The sequence below is a fragment of the Vibrio quintilis genome, from assembly GCF_024529975.1.
In the GTDB taxonomy this organism is placed as follows: Bacteria; Pseudomonadota; Gammaproteobacteria; order Enterobacterales; family Vibrionaceae; genus Vibrio; species Vibrio quintilis.
Window position 1 is genome coordinate 1343957 of the sequence record NZ_AP024898.1, and the last position, 25992, is coordinate 1369948.

A 25992-nucleotide genomic window follows, 5' to 3' on the forward strand; every position below is an offset into this window, starting at 1 on the left:
TATCCTCCGTGACGTTGATTCAGTCAGTAATTGTTTGGATATCTATCAGTAAAGATAGATGATTTTCCCGTTTTTTTTACACTCTCTATTCCTTCCCGGCTGGTTTTTGCAAAGAAATTTGTGAATTTGCCTGCCGGGATCAAGTCCCGGGTTCAGGTCACGGTCCCGGACAGTCAGATAAACCCATGCTCAGAGAACGGCCGGTGCCAAAATCAGCAACAGGCACCTTCATCCATATCCGCCTGCCCGGTCTCAAAAGGCATCACCGAACCGCATCCGGCAAACAATCCATAATGATGGCTGAAGTCACCAATAAAGGTAAAGTGTCCGGCAAATCGCGTCTCTCGCAACATACGCCAGGTATTACCACAAACAGGAAATACCTTTCCCGTCTCTATTTTGTGATGTTTATCGAGCTCAAAGAAGTGTGGGTGATGCGGCACAGTTCCCTGATAAATCACTGCCTGTCCGTAATCTTCGCAGGCGGTTTCCAGCCCGTCCAGATGAAACAGCCGGTAAGTGGCCGAATAAAACTGAATATTGCCGGTCCGGGCTGCCAGCTCCGGTGCCGTCACTTCCAGAGGGCGATCAGTCACCAGCCGCGGGTCGGTAAAACCGGCCGCGACAGCCAGACGCTGGAAGTCATTCCAGTAAAGCGCCCCCCCAAGACATTCACCATAAATCACCGGATCACGACGCACATCATCAGGAACGCGGCGATCAGCATACACATCAGAGAAATAGAACTCTCCTCCCGGTTTGAGCAAATGTTTGACACCTTCCAGTACCGATGCCTTGTCCGGAGACAAATTCACAACACAATTAGATACAATGACATCAAAGGAGCCCGGTTCAAGGGGAAGATCTTTCAACTTTTCGATATACCCCCGGACAAAACGGACATTATCAAAACCAAACGCTTCGGCATGCCACTGCTGGTGAGATTTGGCAACCGCCAGCTGCTCTTCAGTCATATCCACACCGACAACTTCACCTGTCGGTCCGGCCAGCTGAGCCAGCGCATAAACATCACGCCCGGAACCACACCCCAGATCAAGCACCCGGCAGCCGGATAACTGGGACGGACAAACCAGCCCACAACCATAATAACGGGATAAAACCCCGGGATGGATATTGGAAAGCAACGGCTTTAACCATTCCGGAACAGCACTGATATCGCAGCAAGCCGTTGTCTGTAAATCCGCTGAACTCTGTAACTGTTTTCCGTAGTAATCCTGAACAATGTCATGCATTGAAATTTCTCCATTGATGTTGATGTATCCTGCGGGTTTCACCGCCACCCAGCGGGTAGCCATTGCAAGTCGGCCGGTTCGTCGATATCGTGCAGTGGTGCCAGTATTTTCAGACTTCTTCCGGCGGCCTGAATACGTTGAATGGTGAGTTCAGCGACCTGACTGGTACTCCAGGGCATGTTATGGAACACGGCTGGTAAATGATGTTTTAATCCGAGCAGCGCATAGCCACCATCACTGACCGGGACTAAGCAGGCATCATGATCGACCAGCGCCAGCGCTGCTTCACGTAGAACCGGAGCCGTTAAACCGGGACAATCCGTGCCCATTAACAGCACAGCTTCCTGCTGCCCGGTGACTCTTTGCGTCACGGCCGCAAGTCGCTCGCCCAAATCGCCCTCAGTCTGGGCAGACCAATGCACTCCGGACGGAATATTCACCGACGACCAGACCGGATGCGACACCGACGGCGAGACATACAACTCAACCGGCCCGGCACCGGCCGCCACCGCTTCAGCGACACTGTGTTCCAGTAACGCCTGCGCCAGCTGCGCTGCACCTTCTTCGCCCAGAGCCGGAGCAAGACGCGTCTTTGCCAGCCCCGGTAATGGGGCTTTCGCCACCAGTATGATTCGTACAGCGGTCATCGGTACTCCTTCGCCAGCTGTTCAGCCGGAACGCCCTGCCAGTAGGCCCATCTCAGACGCCACATCAGCCAGATCGTCCGCCAGACGCCCCGTTCCTGCCAGCGACGCCCCGATGTGGTTGCCCGGACTTTCAGGCAGCAGGGCCGGCCAAAGCGAAGCAGGCGTTTCGACATTTCAATATCTTCCATCAACGGCTGCTCCGGAAATCCACCGGCGGCCCGGAATACATCCCGGTCAACGAACATGGTCTGATCGCCGGTGGCAATCCCCGTCAGGCGGGAACGAAGGTTCATCAGCGCAGCCACAATACTCAACATCCGCGCTTGTCCCGTCAGGTGCACATCAAACCGACCCCACACCTGCCGTCTCAGCCCCTGAATTATCATTTGATCGGCCAGCGCCGGTAATCGGGTATCAGCATGGAGGAAAACCAGAATGTTTCCGCTGGCTATCGCCGCGCCGGTATTCATCTGTTTTGCCCTGCCCCGTTCACTGTGCAGCACCCGGAAACCGGCAGAGAGAGCCAGAGAAACGGAAGTGTCTTCGCTTCCGCCATCGACCAGTAACACCTCATGCCCATTCGCCTGCCAGACCTGCAGATGCGGGAGCAGATCCGGCAGCTGTTGCGCTTCATTCAACATTGGCACAATCAGCGATAATGCAGACCGGGTTCGTTTCCCGGCAGCCCTGTCGCTGCCTTGACTCTCTGTGATAAAGGTTTGTGTGTTCATACTATTTTCCCGTGCCTGTCCCTGCAAAAAGCGGCAAAAAAGCAGTGTCTGTCCCCATAAAAAGCGTCCCCATAAAAAGCGCCTGTCCCCACAAACACTGACTTGTTTTGTCAACTTACTGTTTTGCACAACCGCGCCGCCAGTAATGATACTTCTCCAGCCATGACAGAATTCGTTCCGGCGCATGGGCCCGTTTCCATTCCCCGGCAGCATATTTATTCGCTTCAGCCCAGGTCGGATAGGCGTGAATCGTGCCTAATATTTTATTCAGGCCGAGGCCATGCTTCATCGCCAGGACAAACTCTGCCATCAGGTCTCCGCCATGCTCCCCGACAATGGTGACACCGAGAATGCGGTCTTTTCCCGGCTCTGTCAGCACTTTCACAAACCCGTGTCGCTCGCTCTCTGCAATCGCACGGTCTAAATCATCCAGCCCGAACCGGGTGACTTCATAAGCGATGCCGGTTTCGCGGGCTTCCTGCTCATTGAGCCCGACCCGGGCAACTTCTGGCTCAACAAACGTGGTCCACGGGATCACCCGGTAATCGACTTTGAACTTTTTGAACTGACCAAACAGCGCATTCACCGCAGCATACCAGGCCTGATGTGCCGCAGTATGCGTAAACTGATAAGGCCCGGCCACATCACCGGCCGCAAAAATATTCGGGTACAGGGTTTCCAGATAATCATTGGTGACAATGGTTCGTTCAGTCTCTATTCCCAGTGTTTCGAGCCCGAATCCCTCCAGCCGTGCCACCCGGCCGACCGCACACAGTAATTCGTCAAACTCGATCGCTTTCTCTCCGTTTCCGGCACTGACGATCAGGCGTTTCGTTGCCCCGTTTTGTTCACAGCGCAGCGCCTGATGTCCGGTTAACATGGTGACGCCATCCGCTTCCAGCGATGCTGTCACCAGTGCCGAAACCTCTTCATCTTCGCGGACCATAATGCGCGGCGCCATTTCAACCTGCGTGACCTGTGAACCGAGCCGGGCAAAGCTCTGTGCCAGTTCACAACCGATCGGACCACCGCCCAGTACCACCAGCCGCTCCGGTGCCTGATCCCGTTCGGCAAATGCGTCCCATAAGGTATCACTGGTGACATACCCCACATCATCAATGCCGGGTAGGGGCGGCACAAACGGGCGCGCCCCGGTTGCAAGGACAGTCGCCCGGCCCGTCAGCCGCTGAACTTCTCCGTCATGACGCTTAATCTCAACCGTCCACGGATCAATCAGCCGGGCGTAACCTTCAATCACTTCCACGCCGAGTTTGGTATAACGTTCAATACTGTCATGCGGCTCAACCGCCCGGATCACCTCATGCACCCGCGCCATCACCCGGCGAAAAGAGAAGACAGGTTCACCACTTTCCAGCCCGTAACGTTCCGCATGACGCATCTGTTGCGCCACTTTGGCACTTTTAATCAGCGCCTTACTCGGCACACAACCGTAATTCAGGCAATCGCCGCCCATTTTATGCGCTTCTACCAGCGTCACTTTCGCTTTCACAGCCGCAGCGATATAAGCAGTCACCAGCCCACCGGCACCCGCACCAATCACAATCAGATTGCGGTCAAAGTGTTTGGGTTTCGGATAGTTGGCATACACCCGGCGGGCATTGAGCATGGCCAGCACTTTCTTCGCCAGCAAAGGGAAAATACCCAGCAGAGCAAAAGAGAGCAACAACGCCGGAGACAGAATACCGGACAGGCTATCAAGCTGCGCCAGTTGCGTCCCGGCATTGACATATACAATCGTTCCGGCAAACATGCCTACCTGACTGACCCAGTAAAAAGTCACTGCCCGGATAGGTGTCAGCCCCATCAGCAGGTTGATCAGAAAGAAAGGAAAGACCGGCACCAAACGCAGGGTAAACAGATAAAATGCCCCATCTTTTTTAATCCCCTCATTCATCGGTTTCAGACGGACACCAAAACGGCGCTGGACAACATCATGCAGCAGATAGCGGGATACCAGAAAAGCCAGCGTGGCACCGATCGTGCTGGCAAATGAAACAATGACTGTACCCCAGACCAGGCCAAATAACGCCCCGGCTGCCAGAGTCATCACAGCAGCGCCGGGTAAAGACAAAGCCGTGACCAACACATAAATCAGCAGAAAAGTGCCGCCAACCAACACAGGCCGGGCCGCCCGCAATGACTCAAAGTCACTCAGGCCACTTTTCATTCCTTCCAGCGTTAACAGCTGATTGAGATCGAAGTAAAAAAATCCTGCAACCAGTGCAGCGATAACAACCAGTAGTAATCCTTTTTTCATCACGCATCCCCGTGGGTCAAAGTTATTTTATCGGCCGGAAAATAAACATTAATCAAGTGCACCGCCACAACTGCTGCCCTGCCCGGCCGTACAGCCAAAGCAGTGATCAGCCACGCAGACCTGATGACCATCGGGATCAGTTTTGAGCAAATCCCGCAGATGAATACGGTGACGGCCGGACAGCGGTAAACCCAGCTGCTGATTGAAATCACAGTCATACAAATAACCCTGCCAGTCGACACTCACCAGTGAGCGACACATCAGACCCGCCAGATTCTCCTGTTGGTAGCTGTCCTTCAGCAGTTGCATGTAGTCATCGAACTGGCCTCTGGCGACCAGAGAAGAGCCAAACCGCTTGATCGGCATATTGGTCAGGGCATAGAGCTGATTGAATTCAATATCGAAATGGTTGCGAAGCTCCCGCTTATAATCAGCTTCAAGGGCTTGTTGATTCGGCGGCAACACCGGCCCCTGCGGGTTATAAACCAGGTTCAGAATCAAACCACTGCCGGGTTTACCGTAACCCAGAGCATTGAGCTGCTTTAAACCGGCAATGCTTTTATCAAACACGCCTTTGCCCCGCTGTTTGTCCACATTTTCCAGTGAATAACACGGCAAAGAAGCAACAATTTCAACCTGATGCTGCGCCAGAAACTCTGCCAGTCCTTCCTGTCCCGGTTCAAATAAAACCGTCAGATTACAACGGTCCATCACATGCACGCCTGCTGCTGTTGCTTCGCTGACCAGCTGCCGGAAACCGGGATGCAGCTCCGGCGCTCCCCCGGTTAAATCCAGCGTTTGGATCTGCCGGGCAGACAACACAGATAACACCAGCGCCATCGTTTCCTCTGTCATCATCTCGGTCCGGGTCGGACCGGCATTGACATGGCAATGGCGGCAACTCTGATTACATTTGTAACCCAGATTAACCTGCAGGGTCTCCAGAGGTTTTCGACGGATGGCTGGAAAATCGGTCACTTCCAGCAGGGGTAACATGGCTATCATAAGGAACTCCGCTTTCAACACAAAATCAGTCAGTTTGTTGTTTTGGTCGCAGTAACGCCCATAATTCTTACAGCGAAACAGAAAATAAATTGCAGAAGTCAGTTTCAGCAAGATTGCCGTGCCTGTCCCTGGAAGATTCACCTGTCCTCACAAGCAACATCAGCGAAATGCAGTGCCTGTCCTCACAAAACCAGCTCACAGGAAGAGCCCCCTTTTGAGGCGTCTGTCCCCGTAAACGTCCCGTAAAATCCTTTCAGATCACCCGCTGTTCGTTTTCCGGCGAATCCCGGACAGGCGTCATGATGAAAAAACCGACGCTCTCACTTAGTGTGGTTCAAAATAGATATGTTGCCACTTTCATAGCAATAATGAGCCGCTGGTAAAGACGACTGTCCTCATAAGCATCATAAGCAGTCCTCATAAGCAAAGTGGTAAAAGTGCCTGTCCCCGTAAGCGCCCGAGCGCGAAAGTGCTTCATTGGCGCATATGAGTATCCACGCTTACACTCAAAGAAATATGCATTTCAACTGTAATGAAAAGCATTCCGGTGACGACTAACCTGATATCACAGGTACGGAGGACAAGATCTGATGACACAAATAAAAATCGGCATTATTGGCGGCAGCGGGCTTTACCAGATGAACGGGCTGGAAAATGCTACAGAACAAGCCATAACAACCCCCTATGGTGACCCTTCAGATAAAATTTTAACCGGTACACTGGCAGGTGTTCCGGTTGCTTTTCTGGCCCGCCACGGCCGCGGGCACCGGCTACTGCCCGGAGAAGTGCCCTATCAGGCCAATATTCATGCCCTCAAGCAACTGGGAGTGAAATATCTGCTCTCTTTTTCAGCCGTAGGTTCATTGCAGGAAGAGATGGCACCACTGGATCTGGTGATTCCGGATCAATACATAGATTTAACGAAGAAAAGAACCAGTACATTCTTTGGTGACGGTGTTGTCGCCCATGTATCGATGGCTCAACCTGTGTGTCCGGATCTGGCTGAATTACTGGGTCAGGCGGTTGAAGTCGCGGCACCGGAAGCCAGATGTCATCACAAAGGGACTTATCTGTGTATGGAAGGCCCGCAGTTTTCCAGCCTTGCGGAATCCCGCTGGTATCGTTCGATGAATGCCAGTGTGATCGGGATGACCAATATGCCGGAAGCCAAACTGGCTCTGGAAGCACAGATGGCGTATGCATCGCTGGCGATGGTGACTGATTACGACTGCTGGCACCCGCGTGAGGCCAATGTCACCACAGACATTGCCATCGCCAATCTGATGAAAAATGCCGAACGGGCCCAAACCATTGCCGCAAAAGCAATTGCGCTGATAGAGGAACGCCAGCCGGAATCCGCTGCCCACTCGGCCCTGAAACATGCTCTGGTGACACCGTCAGATATGATGACGGCGGATAAGAAGCAACTGGTTGAGTTGCTGATGGCGTAATTGACTCATGTTCTGATTTTGATAAAAAAATCATGAGGATGTACAAAGATAATAACCCCGACAGCCATGACTGCCGGGGTTTTGTATGATATATCAGCCGGTCACATCCGGTAGGTCAGGTTCAGACCAAAGGTCCGGGTCTGCCCGACAGATGCTCTGGTGCTCTGCTTCATGTAGATAATATCTTCATCGGTCAGGTTGGTCACATAACCGTCAATGGTCAAATCACCCATGATGTACCGGATTTGGGCATTCACGGTCACGTAATCATCCACTTTCAGGTCAGCTGTATTTTCCAGATCAGAGTAAGAACTTCCGACATACACAACATCACTGCCAAATGAGAAATTATCGGTGACATAGTGGGTAAACCCGGCAGAAAGATTGCTGTGTGGTGCATTCGGCAGTTCATTACCAGCCGTCGATACATCATCTTTATCCACTTTCGACCGCATCAGACCCACAGAACCATGCAGTTGCAGCGCACTGGTTGCCCACAGGCTGCCTTCCAGCTCAACGCCGTACGTGTGTGAGTCTTCAATGTTATCGATATACGCCGACTGTACAAATGCCTGATAGCCGGAGTAATCGTTATAGAACAGGCTGGTTGTCAGCTCCGCATCGTCAAAGCTGGTTTTCAGCCCGGCTTCATAAGCAATCACGGTTTCCTGATCGTAGGTATAGTACGCGAACGTATCCCAGTTAACCGAAGCACTACCGGCATTATAGCCTTTGCGGACCGACGCACTGAGCACCATATCGTCATTCAGGTCATAAACAATCCCGGCTTTCGGCAGGAAAATATCCTTACTGGTATCCTGCGCATAATCATCATCCCGCCATGAAAAATCGAGTGAACGCTTAATTTTTTCATTCTCAAACCGCATTCCGCCGATCAGTTTCAGATCAGAACGAACGGCGTAAGTACCTTCACTGTACAGCGCCGACGTAGTGATTTCATTCGGGCCACCAAATGCTGTGCCAACCTGCAGGTTCGTTTTTTCTTTGGACCAGAAAAGCCCTGTCACACCGGAGAAAGCGGAATCATCAGACTGAAACAACAACCGGTTTTCAAACACCATATGATCTTTATCGGAAGTCACCACCATGCTGTTCGGATACTGTTCAAACTCAACATCAGTGACCAGATAACTAAAGTGGAATGCATTGGTCAGCCCTGAGGTCAGAGCATAATCAATATCCGCAGCAACTGACTCAACATCAGAGTCCTGCAAACGGATATTTTTCCGGCCGGCCTGACTGAGCGTCATGGTATGGGACGTATATCCGGTTTCGCTGTCATTAGCCCAATTGAGATATTCGCCTTCATAAACCTGACGGGTCAGCATCAGTTTTGCTTTCAGCTCCGGTAATGCCGCTGGTTCCCAGAGAAATTTCATCCGGGCATTGACGTTTTTGGCATCATCCACATCCGGCCCGTTATCCAATTCGGAACCTGCCTGCTTATAATTCATCCAGCCTTCGCCTTTACGGCCATCCAGTGCCAGACGAAATGCCAGTTCATCATCAATCAGTGGTCCGGAAACCATCACGGCCACATTATTCCTGACGTTATCGTTTTTGTAGCGCTCCATCCCCAGACGAACCGCACTTTCCCACATATACGTTGGCTCATTGGTGGATAAAACCAGCGCGCCACCAATCGCATTCGTTCCCTGAGTCGTTGACTGCGGGCCACGCAACACTTCGACCTGTTTTACATCCCATAATTTGCTTGGCGTAAAACTATAGCCGGACCATGACTGTGTCACGCCATCAACAATGGTTGAAATCCGGGCCCGTGAACCACTGTAAAATGCGTAACCACCCAGTGCGGCGCCCGTTCCGCTGATACCACGGATACTGATCGCGCCAAAGCCACCACTGACCACATTCGGGATACGGGTTGCCAGATCATTCGCACTGGTCTCACGGCCATTTTCAAACTGATCGGCAGTAATTACGGAAACAGCCGAAGAGGTATCGTTAATATTCTTGGTGATTTTTTCTCCAACCACGGTAACCACCGGCTGTTCCATGTCAGCAGGAGATTCAGCCAGCGCCACTGCCGGTGCCAATGTTCCTGCATGCCCTAAAATGACAGCAATACGCCAGTTCAGATATTTTCTTCTTGTCGAAGGTTTGACAGGGTTCATCCTATATCCTTTAAAACGTTAAATGTTCAGAACAGACTCCATCACATTCCAGGTGTAATTTATTATTTTGAATAAAAATTATAATAATTATCATTTTTAATTATAATTTTAACTATACTACCACAGTTAATCCTGAAATTATCAATAAAAACAAACCGGGAAATCCATACGGGGAAAATCAAAGTGAAGGAGAGACAGTAATGATCTGAGCCAGAGTCAGATCATACTGCCCGGAAGAAAAAACAGAGGAGAAACACAAATTATTGTGCAGGAACGTACAGACAGCCATTCAGCTGCCTTTCGGAATCACCATCGGCGTCCCACTGACCGGATCATCAATAATCAGACTGTTCAGGCCGAAAACCTGCCGGATTAAATCCTCTGTCACCAGAGCTGCCGGTTCACCGTGAGCAATCACCTCGCCGCCTTTCACCGCAATTAAATGGTCAGCATAGCGGCAGGCATGATTCAGGTCATGCAACACCGCGATCACCGTATGACCAGATTCCCGGTTCAGCTGACGAAACAGATCCAGCAAATCTATCTGATGAGCGATATCGAGATAAGTCGTTGGCTCATCCAGCAAAATTACCGGCGTTTGCTGCGCCAGTACCATCGCAATCCAGACCCGCTGACGCTGCCCGCCGGAGAGCTGATCGACCATTTGATGAGCCAGTTCAGTCACACCGGTGACCGCCATCGCACGGGCAACGGCCTGTTCATCGTCTTCAGTCCACTGACGAAACGTGTTCTGATGCGGATAACGCCCTCTGGCAACCAGATCAGCGACTTTGATTCCTTCCGGCACAAGGGCACTCTGGGGCAGCAGCCCCAGTGTTTTTGCCACATCACGGGTCGGCCGGGTATGAATATCTTTACCGTCAAGAAAAACCGTGCCGGCTTTCGGTTTCAGCAGACGACACAGGCTTTTCAGCAAAGTCGATTTTCCGCAACCATTGGGGCCGACAATCACGGTAAATTTTCCGTCCGGAATATCAATTGTCAGATCCCGGCAGACCTCGTGTCCTTCATACCCCAGGGTTAAACGCTGACCACGCAGACGCGACGGTTGCTCATCCATCATGCTCTCTGTGACTGCCACATAATTCTCCTGTTGTTAATGATAATCAGACAACAGCAATTCGGGCTGTTGCCGGAGTGATGATAAAGGCACTTCGGTACAAGAAGGCTCAGCAAACACATTGAGGATCTGATGTGTTGTCTGTCGCAACAGAGCTACCTGTGCCGGACTATAGTGCCGCGACAGATAACTCATCAGCACCCGGATCTGCGGTTCGTCATTGACGGTCTCTTCCATCACTTCAAATTGCAACCCAAGCGCGGCTTCATGCTTTTCCGGGTCAACCTGACTGAATTTAACCCGGTAACCTTCAGCAGAAACCAGACTGCCATGCAGTTTATTCTTGGCGTGCAACTGAATCATCACCTCAAACATATGTCCCGGCTGGTTCTCTTTTTCTTCGCCAAACAGCGCTGATTCCATCACATCCACCGGAATATCGGTATACGGCATAGAGTCATTGATGGTCTGTTTCACCTGTTGAATCAGCTCACTGACAGACAATTGCTCATCGAGCAAAACCCGGTGAACAGCAATCGTGGTGAAATAACCCACGGTATCAAAAAATGCTGCATCCATCCGGCCGGAAACCGGCGTGCCGACGACCATATCTTTGGGACCGCCCAGCAGATGCAGTGACGTGACGATAGCGGCGTACACCACATTAAACAGAGAAGCATCACTGGCTCTTGCCAGCCGGTACAAACCATCTGAGACCTCAGGCGCAAGATGAAATTCCACCCAGCCGCCGGCACCGTCTGCACTTTGATCCGCAGGTTGATGCAACGGTTGGTCCTCACCGTGGTCGTCACCGTGGACGTCGTCATGAACATCGCTGTGGTCATGACCCTGATCATGACCAAATATGGGCTTTGCCCATTGAGCGCCCTGCAGATGTTGCAGCCAGAATTCCAGATGCTGCGGATCAACGCCACTGGCTGCCTGTTGCTGTGCAAAAGTGTGGAAAGGTAACGGCGCTGAACGCCAGACAGGCGACTGTCCACCGGTACGGGCCAGATAAGCCTGACCAAGCTCATCCATCATCAGATTCACCGACCACTCATCCAAAACCAGATGATGAAACAGCATCGACAGATATAACTCGCCGGATTCACTGTCACGGATAAACCGAAGCCGCAGCGGCAGCTCATACGCCAGATCAAAACCATAAACAGCTTCCCGGTTCAGCGCATCACGGAAAGGTTCCGAAGCCGTCGTTTCACTCAGCCAGCACCATGAATAGTTATCCAGTTCACTCACCGGCACGATCCGCTGCTCCGGTCCGTCACTGCCCGCTGCAAAATGCGTCCGCAACCCGCTGTGACGAATCAGTAGATCACGGAATGCCTGAAACAGTGCGGGTTCATCTACGCCGTCCGGGAAATGCAGGGTAAACGGAATATTAAACACATGATTGAGCCCCATCGCAGCAAATTTTTGCACCACGGTCCACATCGCGTTTTGCGCATGAGACAGCGGAAACGGGCCGGTTTGGTCCTGATTCAGAGCAAAGTGTTGTGCCTGTCCTGATTGAACCTGCCCTGCCTGTTCTGGTTCTGACTGATCTGAAGTCATACCTGCAGCAGGGTTTTCTCCGTGTACCACAGCATGTTCAGCCAGTGACTGAGCGGTAGAGTAACGGAACAGATCATTCATCCGGATTTCAATCTGATGCGTGTTGAGCAACTGGCCGATAATCCGGGTTGCAATCAGCGAGTGTCCGCCCATGTCAAAGAAATCATCCTGTGCGGTCATATCCGGCACACCCAGCGCTTCGCGGAATGCCCCGAGAATAATCGTCACCGGCACAGCGGAGGACGATAAAGACGGTTCCTGCACCACAGTAAGTTCAGAGATGTCGGTGGAGCCCTTCGTTACAGAAGCACTCGTTACAGGAACATGCGTTACAGGAGCTCTCGTTACAGGGAAATTGGCCTGGGAAAGCGGGTTAAACGGGGCAACAGCGTCTTCCCGGCATAAAGTGCCAGGCATATCGCACTGATCTTTATCCGCTGGTTGTTTGTTGTTGATTGTTGCTGCCAGTTGTTCCAGCAACCAGCCACCGGCATAAGCAGACACCTGATCTGACGTCGTTAACATCAGCACATCTTCGCCCTGCGGATTCAGTGCCATCGCGAATGTCAGTTCAAACGGCACCTGTAACGCAGGCAGCCATACACGCTGAGCCTGCAATCCGGCAAATCCGGCCGCGGGATCAGACAGAGCAACCAGCAGCGCCTGAGGCAGGTTCTTTTCAACAGCATCGTGCTCAACAATATGATGTTCAACATTCCCCGCTTCAGCGAAACCAGCTGAGGACTGCATTTGCTGCTGTGCCTGATGGAACAGTGATTCAGGATCGGTACAGTCCAGCGTCAGGATTTTCAGCCCTTCCTGAGACAGGCAGCCATGCAGAGCATCCGTGCAGGGCACGGCTTCTGCAGGGATGCATACCCGGACTACCGGCTGACCGGACACCGCAGCCAGCTGTCTGGCAACGAATGTTGCCAGCACTGTCAGGACAGTCACTGATATTTGGGGCTCAGCAGCACTGCGGGAAGCAGAACCTGAAGAAATGAAAGCCTGCCCGGCCGGTGGTAATAAGCCAGCCAGAGGTTTCAGGTGCAGCGCGACGGAAAACTGCGTGGCGGTGTTTCGCTGGCTGGCATAATTCAGACAGCCGTAACTGGCACTTTGTTCGCTGAAAGGAAGCCCGGAGCGGACTTCACAATGCAGATCACGCCGGAGTCCCGGTATTCCTGCGGTCACGATCTCATCCGGGAACATCAGTGACTGCGAATTCAGCTGACAGGTCGCGCCGGAGCACGCCACAGGCTGTTCACGATCGGTCTGTCCATCATAAAGCGACGCAACCATGCTGAACACAGTATCCGGACTGATTTTTGAACTCAGTATCTGATGCATGACACATCCCAGAATCACCTCCCCCGGCGCGGGCAACACCGCAAACTGAATTCCCGGCTGCTGTGCTAAATCAAACGGTTGCGACTGCATTTTCAGCAGATGTTCAACCGCCTGTTGCACACCGGTGACCGGTTCAACCCTGACCGGCGGTAAAGCAGCGGCTTGCGTTTTCAGTAAACCTGCCTGCGGTTCAAACCGGTAAACCGTTCTCAACGCAGGAAAGTGGTCATATACCTGCTGTAGCGCGGTGATTAAACGACCGGTATCAAGCCTTGTCGCATCCGTTACAGCACCGGTTGCTTCGCGGCCGGAAGCCACTTCATCCGGACAGGTAAACCGGTAAGCAACCGCATACTGGGCGGGCTGCTCCCGGGACTGCTGATGAGAGAGCCAGAGCAATGACTCGGCATCATCAGGCATTTGCTTTTTTCCGGGACAGGATGCGTCCTGATCGGGCGATCCGGGCGCAGAAAAAGAGGTTTGTTCAGTCCGGGCAGACCATTGCACAGATGGTTCAGACTGATAATGGCTTTCTAAAGTCATAATAATATTCCTGTGTGACCACCCATCGTTCACAGCCGTTACCGGCGCTAAACGCCGGTAACGGAATCAAAGTTAAAAGTTGTAATTGAATGACACACCAACCAAACGGGGTTGTTGCAGGATGGCACCTTCTTTGTCGATGGTTGTGCCATTGGTGGTGCCGTAATAAATCACGTCGTCAGAATCAAACAGGTTGTTTGCAAACAGCGTGACACGGCCGGAGTCAAACACGTAGGCCAGTTGCAGATTTGCGACACTGTAGCCGTCAACTTCACCGTCACTGTCATTATTCAGGGTTGAATAATAACCATCGGTATAACGCACGTTACCACTCAGCTCAAAGTCACCGAACCAGTAACGCACGCCACTGGTCGCGGAAAATCCGGGCGCTCTCGGCAGCTCACTGCCGTCATAATCTGCACCGTACTCTTCAACTTTGGTTTTCATCAGACCCAGGTTGACGAACCATTGTAAGTCGTCAGAAATCAGCCAGTTGACACCACCTTCCAGACCGTAAGAACTGGCTTTATCCGCATTGACAATCACCAGACTGTCCAGCACCTGAAGATCGTCGTACCGGTTGTAGAAGACATTGGAAGTCAGCTCCACCCGGCCATTCGCCAGACGGTGGCGGCTGAACAGTTCATAGTTCCAAACATATTCCGGATCAAACTCGTAGGTGGTAAAGCTGGTGAACTCGACACCGGCACCACCACTCTGGTAACCGCGGGCAACACTCATTCCGTACGTATTCTGACTGTCCGCCTTCCATGCCAGTGACAATTTCGGCAAAAAGGTCTGATAAGACTCATCAAAAGCCAGCGCAAACCGCGGCGCATTCCCGCCATGACGCTTCCGGTCTTCGGTTTCGTAGCGGGCCGTTGCTGTCACATCCACGGCAGGTGTCACCGCGTATGTCAGTTCCCCGTAAGCTGAAGCCGTCGTCGTTTCATCGCGGAATGTCCCCAGCCCGTCAATTTCCTCATCCTGATCTTTATTGAAATAATACAAACCGGTCAGCAAATGAATCCGCTGATCATCAGACAGATAACGCAGGCTTGGTTCAATCTGGAGTTCATCCCCGTCCATTGTTGCTGCATTAGACTGGGCCAGCCGATCGATATCAAAACCGGTATAAATGGTTTTGGTATTCAGCGTCAGATTCTCATTCAGCTGATAAGCCAGATCCCAGATACCACTGGTTGAATTGGTCTCAAATACCGGCCGGTAAGCCGAAAAACGGGTGCGTGGTACGGTACTGATCTGGTTCTCTGTCTGTGGTGCGCGGGTGTCGTAGTTGACGATGGTCAGTTTGGTTGAAAGCTCGGGCAACGCCTGAGGCTCATAAAGGAATTTCGCTCTTAAGGTTGTGGTTTGAAATTCACGCGAATCACCCGCCGGAGAATAGGTCGCCAGATCAACGTCACTCAAACGCTGCTGACGCTCTGCTGTCAAACGCACCGCCAGCTGGTCATCAATAATCGCCCCGTTGAGCATGGCTGCAATCTGACGATAATTCTGGTTCCCGGCTGAAGCTTTTACTGCACTGTCAAAGTCATAGGTCGGATCATTGGTGGTCATCACCATCGCACCTGCCATGGCATTACGGCCCTGAATATAACTTTGCGGACCGAGAAACACTTCCGCCTGTTTCACATCCCACAAAGACTGCGGCCCGAAAGCCAGTTCTTTGTAGGTCAGTGAACGCCCGTCCACAGAGACATTCAACCGGGGGCGGACACCGGATAAAAACGAGACCGCACCAAAACCGGGACCCGAGCCGCTTAACCCGCGAATCGTCGCCACGGCGTTGCCATTACCGACATCAACCACGTTCGGCGTCAGTTTCAGCAATTGTCCGCCTTCTGTGGCATTGAGTGCCTCAATCTGGTCGCTGTCATAAACAGCCACACTGGAACTGGTTTGTTGTAATGTCCGTTTGGTTTTCTCCCCGTAAACCGTCACGACAGGAATGGCCTGCTCACCAGACTCCGCCAGCTGAGTCTGGCTGTCAGCGGCAAAGGTGCTCTGCGATGCCATGCCCAGACAGATGCTGGTCACCGCCGCAGATAACAGACTGAATGATTGTATTCCTTTTTTTTGATTGTTGGTTGGCACGGTGTGCACTGCTTTCATCTGAGATACTCCTGTAAGACACACCCGGTCACGTTCGTCTGAGCTTCCCGGCTGTCAGAATCTGGATAGTAAGAGGTTGAAATTGCTGTCAAACAGATCCTTCCCGGGTCAACCAGCAATTCAGGAGCTACTCTATGAAAACCAATTGAGAATGTAAAGAATTATCATTTGTGTTTAATAAATTTATTAAATCGTATGCATTATTTATGCTTCTGATTGAGTAACCAGAGCAGATAAATTCCGCCGACAATACCTGTCATCCGGCCAATCGGAATTGTCAAATCAAGGGGAATCAGCTGGGTTAACAGATCGGCAGCCAGTAACAGTACCCCGCCCATCAACGCGGCACTGAAAACCGGCAGATTCCCCGAACGTCGCAGACGTGCTGCCAGCTGAGGCGCTGCCAGTGCAATAAAAGCAACCGGCCCGGCTGCTCCGGTCGCCAGCGCAGCCAGTATCACGGCAAACAGCATCATAACCAGCCGGACCCGCTCAATCCGGATACCAAGCTGTTTTGCCATTTCATCACCCATTCCGATCATCATCAGAGGCCGCGCCAGCCATTTCATCAGCGGTAACAAAACCAGCACACCGATCATCACCGGCAGGGCGTGGGTCCAGTTACGGGCATGCAGAGAGCCTGAAAGCCACAGGTTGGCTGTCAACGCATCATCAATGTTGCCTTTCACCAACAGCAAACCATTGAGCGCCGTCAGGACCGCGCCAACACCAATGCCGGTCAAAATCAGCCGGTAATAACCGACGCTGCCGGATTTAAAAGACAACAGGTAAACCACTGCAGCTGTGACTATCCCACCAGTCATAGCTGCCAGTGCAACGGCAATTGTTCCGGCAGAAAACAACACAATCTGTATCAGTGCGCCGGTCGCAGCCCCGCTGGTAAAACCGATGATATCCGGCGACCCAAGCACGTTGCGGGAAACCGACTGAAAAATGGCACCGGATGCGCCCAGCGCACACCCCGCAAAGATCGCCGTAACAATCCTCGGCATCCGGATATGGAATAACACGCGCTCCTGAATCCGGAGGTCCGGTGCACCGCCGAGAATGTCGAACACCTGAGTCAGGGAAACCGGAAACTTACCCACCGTGGTCGCATACATGCCCATCAGGCACAGCAGACCAAACAGCAATGCACCCACCAGTAATTCCCGACGGGAGTACACGATGGAGTATGGCCCGTAACGCCATACTGCGCGCGATAAACCGGCCTGACGGGCGGCTGATTCAGCCTGAGTTACAGTTGTGACAGTTTCCATTTTCTCACCAGAAAGACAAAGAAAGGCCCGCCGATCAGCGCCACCATAATGCCGACACTAATTTCTCCGGGATAACCAATCAGCCGCCCGGCAATATCAGCAAACAACAATAATACCGCTGCAACCAGCATCGAGAAGGGGAGCAGGCGGTGATGATCAGAACCGACAAAAAACCGCGCCATATGAGGTGCGGTCAACCCAAGAAAACTGATCGGACCGACTGCCGCAGTCGAGGCACCGGCCAGGAAAATAATCGCCAGACACGCCAGCAACCAGACACGCACCGCACTGGCACCAAGCGCCCTGCCCAATTCCTGACCAAGCACAACCGTGTTCAGTACAGAAGCCAAAGATAAGGCCAGTAACGTACCTGCCGCCACCAGTGCCGAAACGGGAATCAGCACCGGATAGCCGCGCCCCTGCAACGCCCCGACGGTCCAGTGGCGGAACTGCTCAAAGACTTCCTGATGACTGTTAATCGTGATGATATGCGTCAGCGCCAGTAACACCACAGTCACCGCAGAGCCAGCCAGCACAATCCGGACCGGATTCATCCGGCTGCCGCCCGCCAGCACATATACGGCCATGCCACTGATCGCCGCCCCGCCAAGGCCAAACCACATATAGTGAGACACCTCCACCATATTCAGCCCTGCAATGGCAATCACGATGGCGGTCATCGCACCGGCATTGACGCCCAATATTCCAGGGTCAGCCAGAGGATTACGGGTCAAAGCCTGCATCAGAACACCGGCTCCGCCGGTCGCCACACCAACCACGATCGCCAGTAAGGTCCGGGGAATCCGCAGATAATGCACCAGTAAATGCTGACTATCTGCCGGGTTAAACCGGAATAAAGCGTCCAGGGTCACCTGAACCGGAATCGGCCTTGAACCGATAAAGACACTGCATCCGGCCAGACACAGCAACACAAAAACCAGTATTCCGCCCTTCCCCCACCAGGTTTCCTGCCGGGGTCCGGAAAGCTGTATCCGGGAAGAAAATGAACCCATAACCATACCCGTCAGTTTATTGTGTCTTAGCCGGACCAAACCGTTGCACCAGTGCATCAATGATTTCTGTCGCACTGTACATGTCGATCCGGAATGAATGTATCCCCAGCCCGTACACCTGCCCTGCCAGTACGGAAGGCTGATTACGCAGAACGGGATCATGAATAAAGCGCCGGACATTCGCCTCACCGGAGGCCAGTAAAAATGTAGTCCGGGCTTTCAGCCGGGTCAGATTCTCATAATTCACCCGCAGAAAATCCCGGTGCGACACCACACCGGTCTGCCATGCCGGGTCCGGCGCTTCAATCCGGAATCCAAGCGATTCAAGCAACCGGGCGTGCGCACCTTCGGTTTTTGCCACCGCATTCACGACGCCGGCACCATGATAACTGATGATATTGGTCATGCCGTCCGGCAGCGTCATCTTCGCCCGGCTGGCCGTAACCAGCTGATGAAATGCATCAATGTGCGCTTTCGCCTGCTGTGTCAGTCCGGTGGCCTGGCCCAGTTTCATCGCCAGCGACTGCCAGGACTGATCGCTGTAGTCCACCACAATCACCGGCGCGACCACTTTTAATTCATCCAGCTGGGCCAGCGCCGAATCAGCGCCGGAAGCGGATACAACGATCAGATCCGGCATCTGCACATACACAGATTCCAGATCAACACTTCCGGCAGACCAGAGTTTCCTGACCTTGCGCTGGCGGGCAACCTGCTTCCACTGACCAAAAAACCGGCCATCTGAAGTCGCTGCACTGGCGGTTACCGGTGCACCGATAGCCAGCAGTGTGCCGGTCACCGTCACCGATGTGGAAAGAATATTTTCAGGCTGTGCCGGAATCGTCGTTGTCGTGCCATCATCATTGTGAAATACCAGCGGCCAGCTGGCTTTGGTGTCATTTGCAAATGTCAGGCTGCTGAAAAGCACAGCAACCATCAGAAAAATGTTTTTCATAATGATATTGATTCTCATTACCGTTAATGTTTATTATTCACCCTGTTGAGCCATCAGTGGTGAAGAACATCGTGTGTCACTCTCAAAAACAGATGATTGTTATCATGAATGTCCACATAAAGGCAAATGATAATTGTTTTTATTCACAAATGACATCAAAAAATTCAACACCTTAACCATGACTTCGGATCTGTATCCGAATCACCCGGTCAATCGTTGCAGGCCGGACAAATGCAACGGTATGAAAAGTCAGACCAGAAACAGAAAAGGATGCTTATGTTATCTCATCACGCCTGTGAACAGTTTCCGATCATCGGAGCCCAGCAACATTACTGGAAAGAGTTTCTGAAATACGGTCACAATTCAATTTCAACCATTGCCCATTATCTTGAAATTAAAGGGGCTCTGGATGAAGAAGCATTCACAGTGGCCGTTAACCAGACGCTCCGGGAAAGTGACATTTTCACCGCGGTGATCAATGAGGCGCAGCAACCGAAGCAACACATCGGCATTCACCAGCCTCAGCTGACCCGAATCGATTTAACCCGGGAGCCTGCACCTTTTCAGACGGCACAAAGCCAAATGCAACAGGATATCCGCCAACCGCTGAATATTCTCTCCCCGGATATGTCTGCGCACCTGCTGTTTGTGCTCGGACCGGACCATTATCTCTGGTACACCCGCTCCCATCATATTCTGATTGATGGCTATGGCATGATGTTATACGAACAACGGTGCTGTCAGCTCTACAGTCACCTGTGCCGTCAAACACCGGAAGGCCGCCCGTTTTATGCCTTCAGTGACTATTTCACCGAAGAACATCAGTACAACGCCAGTCAGCGCCATCAGAGTGACCAGCAATTCTGGAAAGACTATTTATCCGCCTCTCCGGAGATCCCAAAGCTCGACCCGGACTACGACATGGCCGGTGCAGACATTATGCGCCGGGAAACCCTGTTTTCACCTCAGGTATCAGCCGGTTTGCGTACCAGTGCTGAGATGCTTGGCACCGGCTGGCCGGATTTACTCGTCACCCTGATCGCTCTGTATCTGCACCAGGCGGGTGAGAAAATGTTGTGGCTGCCGTTTATGAACCGCTGGGGCAGTGTCGCGGCAAATATTCCCGGCCTGATGGTGAACATTCTGCCGTATCAGATTGACGTCGACGCATCGCAAACACTGGGGGAATATATCCGGCAGGCCGTCAGCAGGCTGCGGACCATTTACCGCCACGGACGCTACCGGCTGGAACGCATTGAAGCCGATCACGGGCTTGATCAGGAAGAAAGTTTTTTTCTGACGCCTTTCATCAATATTCTGCCATTTGATATCCCGGCCCTGCCCGGCTGCGACGTGTCTCATGAAGTCATTGCCCGCGGAGCGGCTGACGGGCTGAATATTACCTGCAGCAGTGATCCGGCAGCAAATCATTTACGGTTCGCTTTTGATTCAGACAAACACAGCTATCCGCAGGAAATGTTGATTGAACATGCCACGCAGTTACCGGCATTTTTGCGCAACCTGACCGAAGTCAATCCCGGTGATGATGAAGCCAGCCGGCGCGGGTACTTAGAAACGATTCTGGAAACACCGATTGAGACCCTGTTAAAGCCGGGCGCAAAGTGACAGGAGACTGTGTCTCAGTGACCTTCTGTATTCAGTCACCGCACAGGCTCAGCCAGCGAGATGTTCTCATTGCGCCTGAGCCAGTGTAAATGGGTATGGTAGAACTCATGCTCTGCCACACCATGCTGCAACGCCTTTTTGTAAATACAGGCGACAAAAATATCCGCCAGCGAAAACTTACATCCGGTGGCAAACCCTGACTCGCGACACATCAGACTGCTGAGTACATTGAGGCGATTGAGAATCCATTCCCCGCGTAACTGTTTTCTTTCAGACTCTGTCAGTTCCGGCCGGAAAAAATTCAGTGCCGTCCGGTTCTGCGGAGAATGCACCATCGAATCCACATAATGACAAATCCGGCGCACCAGCGCTCTTTCATTGGCAGAACTCCCCAGCAGAGGAACGACGTCCGGAAAACGTTCTTCAAAATACTCCAGAATCGCCATCGATTCAGAGATAAGAAAACCATTCACAGAAACAGACGGAAAGAAGCCTAACGGATTAATCGCCAGATAATCAGCCGCAGGCTGTTCCGGAGAAATCACAATCCGGCGGTAAGGAATCTTTTTATAGTTTAAAGCCCACTCAACCCGGTGCGAACTATTTGCTCTTTCAGATGTATAAAGTACGATGTCCACATTCCCTCCTGCCCGAATTCATAACCAGTTCCGGATACTTTTGGCGCCTGTCCGCAAACCAGCAGATTGTTCATCTGACTTCCATCATCCTTTCAGTGATGCCGGTTTTCTTCATGTTACTTAGTTCTTCATATTGCTTTCTTTTTCAGGTAACCAGGTTCTTCCTCTTGCCCCGTCATTTATTTCCCCGGTTTGTCCGGCGGGCTGTTTTTCTTAAATAATCCGTCCATCAGCTCCGTCGGCATTGGAAACAGGATGGTTGAGTTATTCTCTGCCGCAATTTCTGTCAAAGTTTGCAAATATCGCAGCAAAATTGCGTTCGGCTCATGCGCCAGTTTAGTTGCCGCTTCAACCAGCTTTTCAGAGGCTTCCATCTCCCCGGAGGCATGAATGACTTTCGCCCGCCGGGTTCGTTCTGCCTCTGCCTGCCGGGCAATCGCCCGAATCATGCTTTCATTCAAATCGACATGTTTAATCTCAACATTTGACACCTTAATCCCCCAGCCGGAGGTCCGGGTATCGAGAATCGACTGAATATCTGAGTTAAGCATCTCCCGGTTTGCCAGCATCTCATCCAGTTCATGCTGGCCCAGTACGGAACGCAGCGTGGTTTGTGCCAGCTGAGACGTCGCCTGCAGATAATTTTCCACATTAATAATCGCTTTTTGCGAATCAACCACTCTGAAGTAAATCACCGCATTGACCCGCACAGATACATTATCCCGGCTAATCACATCCTGACTGGGGACATCCATGACGACAGTTCTCAAATCTACGCGCACGATTTGCTGAATGACCGGAATAACAATAATTAACCCCGGTCCTTTGACTTTCTGGAACCGCCCGAGAAAGAAAATCACCCCTCTTTCATACTCCCGCAGGATGTGAAAAAGACTGAAAGCGATCATGAAAACGAGAACCACGAACAGAACAAGGGTGAATGTCCCGCTATCTATCTGTAAATCCATCATTTTGTTTGCTCTCCGATACTTTTCTGACCAGCACCGTCAGCCCTTCAACGGCACAGACCGTGACATGATCTCCTTTGTGCAGCGGGGTTTCATGCTCACACCGGGCTGCCCACCTTTCTCCGCCAATCAGCACAAATCCCTGACCAGCCTCATCATCATCATCATCGATGATCGTCTGATATCCGATCATCGACTCACAGCCACTGACTGCCGGCTTACGCCGCAACGACAGGAGACGTCTGACCACAAAAATCACCATTCCGGCGGAAGCCAGTGCGATGGCATAAATCAGATTGAGAGAAATCTGAAGCTCCGGCAGATCACTGTCAATCAGGAACACTGAGCCCAGAATCATGGCCACAACCCCACCACCACCTAAAATGCCAAAGCTCGGCACCAGTGATTCCGCGACCAGCAATGCCACCGCCAGCAGAATCAGTCCCATACCGGCATAGTTAACCGGCAGCAGATGAAAGGCATACAAAGCAATCAGCAAAGAAATCGTACCAATCACCCCCGAGATACCGAGGCCGGGACTGTAGAACTCCAGTAACAGGCCGTAAATACCGATCATCATCAGGATATAAGCAATATTCGGGTTGGTAATGGTCGCCAGAAACCGGCTGCGCCAGTCCGGTTGCCGGGGCAACTGAACTGCCCCGGAAAGATCAAGCGTGTATGGCTGTTGATTGAGCTGAATCACCCGGCCATCAATTGCCTGAACCAAAGCTTCCGGGGTTGCTGCTAATTCATCGATCACATTCAGCTCCAGAGCTTCTTCTGAAGACAGTGTGGCCGCTTCTCTCACTGCTTTCTCTGCCCATTCAACATTCCGTCCTCTGAGCTGAGCCAGCGACCGGATATATGCGATTGAATCATTGAGAATCTTTTTCTCCATCGCATCCGGTGTTTTCTGCGCATTGTCATCTTTTTTCTCATCACCGCCCGGCATACCGCCCATCCGGACCGGTGTTGCAGCACCCAGCGTGGTCGCCGGTGACATCGCAGCAATGTGGCAGGCATACAAAATGTACGTACCGGCACTGGCGGCACGAGCCCCGCGCGGGTAAACCAGACAGATCACCGGAATATCCGAGGCCAGGATATGCTGGTTAATTTCTCTCAGTGCAGAATTCAGCCCGCCGGGTGTGTCGATCGTCAGCAGAATAGCAGGCATATGAGGCTGTTGGTTGGCAAGCTGGATTTCCCGGATCACATAATCACCAACAGCGGGGCCAATCGCGCCACTGATTGTTAATACCGGAATTGTCTTGGTTGGGCCAGCAGCGGTTTGATCAGCCGCTGCGGCGAAAAATCCGGCAAGACAACTCAGGATGATCACCATTATCCTGAGATAACAACGCATCCGCTCTTCCCGTCAAATATTTACTATCAGTGTAGTTCAAAAAATCATCACAAGAGCGCGCAGCAATTGGCTGGAAACGGGAAAATACTGCCTGAAAATGCGGGATCGTGAGCCATGAATCTTTTTTCAGCATTCGTAATCGCTTAAATTTTGACTAATCTGAATCTATATGTTTTGAAAAAATTTTGACGGAAGTGCTATGAAATACACATGTTGTTTCAATGTAACAACATTGCTGTTGTGTCTTTTTACTGCTTTTCATGTATTAGCCAAACAACCGGAACCACTGCTGGTGGTTCATCAGCAAAGGGAGTCCCCGCATGATACCCGCGTCAACTACGTGATTGATTTACTCAAAACCGCGCTGGAAAAAACCGTCGAAACCGATGGACCCTATCTGCTGCGGCCATCACGGGTGAAAATGACGCCTTCCCGCTACCACGAAAATATCAGAGCCGGTGGTGAACCAAACGTGATTGTCGCCCTGGCTTCCAAAGCCACCGCTGAAGAGCTGCTGCCGATCCGGATTCCGATCCGGAAAGGACTGTACGGATATCGTCTGTTTCTGATTGATCAGGATAATCAGGCCCGCTTTTCTCAGGTAAAAACCCTGGCCGATCTCCGGCAGTTCAACGCCGGATTGAGAAAAGGCTGGAAAGATATTGATGTGCTGAATTACAACGGCTTTCAGGTCACCGAAGGCAATAGTTATGAAGGCATGTTCAGGATGCTGGTTGCCGGCCGTTTTGATTATTTCTCCCGGAGTGTGATTGAAATCTATGAAGAGCTGGCATCCAGGAAACAGTTGTATCCGAAAATGGTCGTTGAAGAAACGATTCTGCTTTATTATCCCCTGCCGCTTTATTTTGTGGTCAATAAAGCGGATAAAAAGCTGGCCGCCCGCCTTGAAAAAGGGCTGAATATCATGATTGCTGATGGCAGTTTTGATGAAATCTTCTGCAAATACAGCTGTAAAGATCTGGAGCGGGTGAAGGTTGAGCAACGGAAGGTATTCCGGATCGAAAACCCCCTGCTGGAAGAGAAAGTACCTTATGATCGCAAAGAATTGTGGTGGCACTGACGCCGGTATTGTTCTGCTACTCCTGCATCCGGCCACTCAGCAGCCACGGGGTCACGTGCCGGCACAGCCATTGTGGATTATCCAGCGGAATATCATGGCCATCCTGTTCATTAATAATCAGACGTTCACGCCACGCATGTGCAATCGCCCGGGTCGCCTGCGGGCAGACCAGCCGATCCTGAGAGGATGAAATAAACAGCAGCGGACAAACCGGGCGGGAAACCTCAAACGTGGCAGCCGCATATAGCTGCCTGAAAAAATTCATACGCTTCATCGGGTATTGTTTATCCGCCGCCACCCATTGTTCAATCACCCGCCTGTCCGGTGGCTGATTAGACACCAGCCGGAAAATGACCGATTCCCGCCGGTATCCTCCGGCAAACAAAGCAATAAGCAACCGAAAGTAATTTTCAGGCAGTAAGCGTTGCCAGAACGGGCTGAAGCCCGCTGCGCTGGTGTTAATGCACACCACAGAGGCAACTTCACCGGGATATAATTCGGCCCATTTCAGCGCAATCATCCCCCCCATGGAGACAGCAATAATATCCAGCTTTTCAGTACCGGTGAAACCGGCCCGCAGGTTTTCCACCATGCCGCGGACAGATGAAGGAGAGATGGCATCATGCTGTTTACCGGCACCGGGAATATCAAGGCACATCACCGGCCGGTCCGGATATAACGCCTGCAACATCTGCGGAAATTCCCCCCAGTGAAACTGAGAACGAAATAAGCCCCGGATTAATACAATAGGAGGGTTCAATATGCTGCTCCATCAATTCTGATGATTTCCATTTCTGTGCTTTCTTTTGTCTCATACTTCGGAGGAATTGACCAGCACTATACAAACAACCTGAAG

19 protein-coding genes are annotated in these 25992 nt (G+C 51.9%); 3 read left to right on the forward strand and 16 right to left on the reverse strand.

The genetic code is table 11. From position 1 onward, the window contains the following. Positions 1 to 212 precede the first annotated feature (212 nt). From OC443_RS24530 to arsS, 5 genes are all read right to left on the reverse strand, one after another. Positions 213 to 1316, reverse strand: a complete 1104-nt coding sequence (locus OC443_RS24530; protein ID WP_262021766.1) for a methyltransferase domain-containing protein — start codon at positions 1314 to 1316, stop codon at positions 213 to 215. After that, positions 1292 to 1900, reverse strand: a complete 609-nt coding sequence (locus OC443_RS24535) for a TIGR04282 family arsenosugar biosynthesis glycosyltransferase (protein WP_073586541.1) — start codon at positions 1898 to 1900, stop codon at positions 1292 to 1294. The genes OC443_RS24530 and OC443_RS24535 overlap by 25 nt, the downstream gene beginning before the upstream one ends. Next, positions 1897 to 2631, reverse strand: a complete 735-nt coding sequence (locus OC443_RS24540) for a TIGR04283 family arsenosugar biosynthesis glycosyltransferase (protein ID WP_083601824.1) — start codon at positions 2629 to 2631, stop codon at positions 1897 to 1899. The genes OC443_RS24535 and OC443_RS24540 overlap by 4 nt, the downstream gene beginning before the upstream one ends. A gap of 115 nt (positions 2632 to 2746) precedes the next feature. After that, positions 2747 to 4909 (reverse strand): FAD-dependent oxidoreductase, encoded by a 2163-nt coding sequence (locus OC443_RS24545; protein ID WP_073586542.1) that lies wholly within the window; start codon positions 4907 to 4909, stop codon positions 2747 to 2749. Between the two features lie 48 nt (positions 4910 to 4957). Continuing rightward, positions 4958 to 5914 carry an arsenosugar biosynthesis radical SAM (seleno)protein ArsS gene (arsS, locus tag OC443_RS24550; RefSeq protein ID WP_073586547.1) on the reverse strand — a complete coding sequence of 319 codons (957 nt, stop codon included), beginning with the start codon at positions 5912 to 5914 and terminating at the stop codon, positions 4958 to 4960. A 590-nt stretch (positions 5915 to 6504) separates the two neighbouring features. Between arsS and mtnP the strand changes: the two genes are divergently transcribed. After that, entirely contained in the window at positions 6505 to 7365 is an 861-nt protein-coding gene (gene mtnP, locus OC443_RS24555; protein ID WP_073586543.1) for an S-methyl-5'-thioadenosine phosphorylase, read from the forward strand. Between the two features lie 101 nt (positions 7366 to 7466). On the opposite strand, the gene OC443_RS24560 is transcribed toward mtnP, so the two are convergent. The 7 genes from OC443_RS24560 to fepB form a co-directional block, all read right to left on the reverse strand. After that, on the reverse strand, positions 7467 to 9521 hold the full coding sequence (locus OC443_RS24560; RefSeq protein ID WP_073586544.1) for a TonB-dependent receptor: 2055 nt from the start codon (positions 9519 to 9521) through the stop codon (positions 7467 to 7469). A gap of 289 nt (positions 9522 to 9810) precedes the next feature. Then, positions 9811 to 10605 carry an ABC transporter ATP-binding protein gene (locus OC443_RS24565; protein ID WP_390904343.1) on the reverse strand — a complete coding sequence of 265 codons (795 nt, stop codon included), beginning with the start codon at positions 10603 to 10605 and terminating at the stop codon, positions 9811 to 9813. 33 nt (positions 10606 to 10638) lie between these two features. Next, positions 10639 to 14070, reverse strand: a complete 3432-nt coding sequence (locus OC443_RS24570; protein WP_073579879.1) for a condensation domain-containing protein — start codon at positions 14068 to 14070, stop codon at positions 10639 to 10641. Between the two features lie 72 nt (positions 14071 to 14142). Beyond that, positions 14143 to 16206 (reverse strand): TonB-dependent receptor, encoded by a 2064-nt coding sequence (locus tag OC443_RS24575; protein WP_073579880.1) that lies wholly within the window; start codon positions 16204 to 16206, stop codon positions 14143 to 14145. Positions 16207 to 16406: 200 nt separating this feature from the next. Further along, positions 16407 to 17486: a FecCD family ABC transporter permease gene (locus OC443_RS24580; protein WP_073579881.1), complete on the reverse strand. Its 1080-nt coding sequence runs from the start codon at positions 17484 to 17486 to the stop codon at positions 16407 to 16409. Next, a complete protein-coding gene (locus tag OC443_RS24585) occupies positions 17465 to 18499 on the reverse strand; it encodes a FecCD family ABC transporter permease (RefSeq protein WP_073579882.1) in 1035 nt (344 codons plus the stop codon). Before OC443_RS24585 ends, OC443_RS24580 begins: the two co-directional genes overlap by 22 nt. Positions 18500 to 18515: 16 nt before the next feature. Next, the gene (fepB, locus tag OC443_RS24590; protein ID WP_073579932.1) at positions 18516 to 19454 is read right to left on the reverse strand and encodes a Fe2+-enterobactin ABC transporter substrate-binding protein; all 939 of its coding nucleotides are present in this window, start codon (positions 19452 to 19454) and stop codon (positions 18516 to 18518) included. 276 nt (positions 19455 to 19730) lie between these two features. On the opposite strand from fepB, the gene OC443_RS24595 reads away from it, so the two are divergent. Continuing rightward, positions 19731 to 21080 carry a condensation domain-containing protein gene (locus OC443_RS24595; RefSeq protein WP_159440305.1) on the forward strand — a complete coding sequence of 450 codons (1350 nt, stop codon included), beginning with the start codon at positions 19731 to 19733 and terminating at the stop codon, positions 21078 to 21080. Between the two features lie 35 nt (positions 21081 to 21115). Here OC443_RS24595 and OC443_RS24600 read toward each other — a convergent pair whose 3' ends face one another. The 3 genes from OC443_RS24600 to OC443_RS24610 all read right to left on the reverse strand — a co-directional run bounded on the left by OC443_RS24600 (position 21116) and on the right by OC443_RS24610 (position 24055). After that, positions 21116 to 21718, reverse strand: a complete 603-nt coding sequence (locus OC443_RS24600) for a glutathione S-transferase family protein (protein ID WP_073579884.1) — start codon at positions 21716 to 21718, stop codon at positions 21116 to 21118. A gap of 179 nt (positions 21719 to 21897) precedes the next feature. Further along, the gene (locus tag OC443_RS24605) at positions 21898 to 22689 is read right to left on the reverse strand and encodes a slipin family protein (RefSeq protein ID WP_073579885.1); all 792 of its coding nucleotides are present in this window, start codon (positions 22687 to 22689) and stop codon (positions 21898 to 21900) included. Further along, complete coding sequence (locus tag OC443_RS24610; protein WP_073579886.1) at positions 22667 to 24055, reverse strand: NfeD family protein; 1389 nt, start codon at positions 24053 to 24055, stop codon at positions 22667 to 22669. The genes OC443_RS24605 and OC443_RS24610 overlap by 23 nt, the downstream gene beginning before the upstream one ends. Positions 24056 to 24254: 199 nt before the next feature. Between OC443_RS24610 and OC443_RS24615 the strand changes: the two genes are divergently transcribed. Then, positions 24255 to 25136, forward strand: a complete 882-nt coding sequence (locus tag OC443_RS24615; RefSeq protein ID WP_083601515.1) for a substrate-binding periplasmic protein — start codon at positions 24255 to 24257, stop codon at positions 25134 to 25136. 16 nt (positions 25137 to 25152) lie between these two features. Here the strand turns inward: OC443_RS24615 and OC443_RS24620 are convergent, their stop codons facing one another. Further along, on the reverse strand, positions 25153 to 25896 hold the full coding sequence (locus OC443_RS24620; RefSeq protein ID WP_073579887.1) for an alpha/beta fold hydrolase: 744 nt from the start codon (positions 25894 to 25896) through the stop codon (positions 25153 to 25155). Positions 25897 to 25992: the final 96 nt, after the last annotated feature.

Coding starts and splice junctions, on each gene's coding strand:
- OC443_RS24580 (WP_073579881.1), bottom strand. CDS start 17,486: ATGGAAACTGTCACAACTGTAACTCAGGCTGAATCAGCCGCCCGTCAG.
- OC443_RS24545 (WP_073586542.1), bottom strand. CDS start 4,909: ATGAAAAAAGGATTACTACTGGTTGTTATCGCTGCACTGGTTGCAGGA.
- OC443_RS24570 (WP_073579879.1), bottom strand. CDS start 14,070: ATGACTTTAGAAAGCCATTATCAGTCTGAACCATCTGTGCAATGGTCT.
- OC443_RS24575 (WP_073579880.1), bottom strand. CDS start 16,206: ATGAAAGCAGTGCACACCGTGCCAACCAACAATCAAAAAAAAGGAATA.
- OC443_RS24605 (WP_073579885.1), bottom strand. CDS start 22,689: ATGATGGATTTACAGATAGATAGCGGGACATTCACCCTTGTTCTGTTC.
- OC443_RS24585 (WP_073579882.1), bottom strand. CDS start 18,499: ATGGGTTCATTTTCTTCCCGGATACAGCTTTCCGGACCCCGGCAGGAA.
- fepB (WP_073579932.1), bottom strand. CDS start 19,454: ATGAAAAACATTTTTCTGATGGTTGCTGTGCTTTTCAGCAGCCTGACA.
- OC443_RS24560 (WP_073586544.1), bottom strand. CDS start 9,521: ATGAACCCTGTCAAACCTTCGACAAGAAGAAAATATCTGAACTGGCGT.
- OC443_RS24530 (WP_262021766.1), bottom strand. CDS start 1,316: ATGGCTACCCGCTGGGTGGCGGTGAAACCCGCAGGATACATCAACATC.
- OC443_RS24595 (WP_159440305.1), top strand. CDS start 19,731: ATGTTATCTCATCACGCCTGTGAACAGTTTCCGATCATCGGAGCCCAG.
- arsS (WP_073586547.1), bottom strand. CDS start 5,914: ATGATAGCCATGTTACCCCTGCTGGAAGTGACCGATTTTCCAGCCATC.
- mtnP (WP_073586543.1), top strand. CDS start 6,505: ATGACACAAATAAAAATCGGCATTATTGGCGGCAGCGGGCTTTACCAG.
- OC443_RS24565 (WP_390904343.1), bottom strand. CDS start 10,605: ATGATGGATGAGCAACCGTCGCGTCTGCGTGGTCAGCGTTTAACCCTG.
- OC443_RS24540 (WP_083601824.1), bottom strand. CDS start 2,631: ATGAACACACAAACCTTTATCACAGAGAGTCAAGGCAGCGACAGGGCT.
- OC443_RS24615 (WP_083601515.1), top strand. CDS start 24,255: ATGAAATACACATGTTGTTTCAATGTAACAACATTGCTGTTGTGTCTT.
- OC443_RS24535 (WP_073586541.1), bottom strand. CDS start 1,900: ATGACCGCTGTACGAATCATACTGGTGGCGAAAGCCCCATTACCGGGG.
- OC443_RS24610 (WP_073579886.1), bottom strand. CDS start 24,055: ATGCGTTGTTATCTCAGGATAATGGTGATCATCCTGAGTTGTCTTGCC.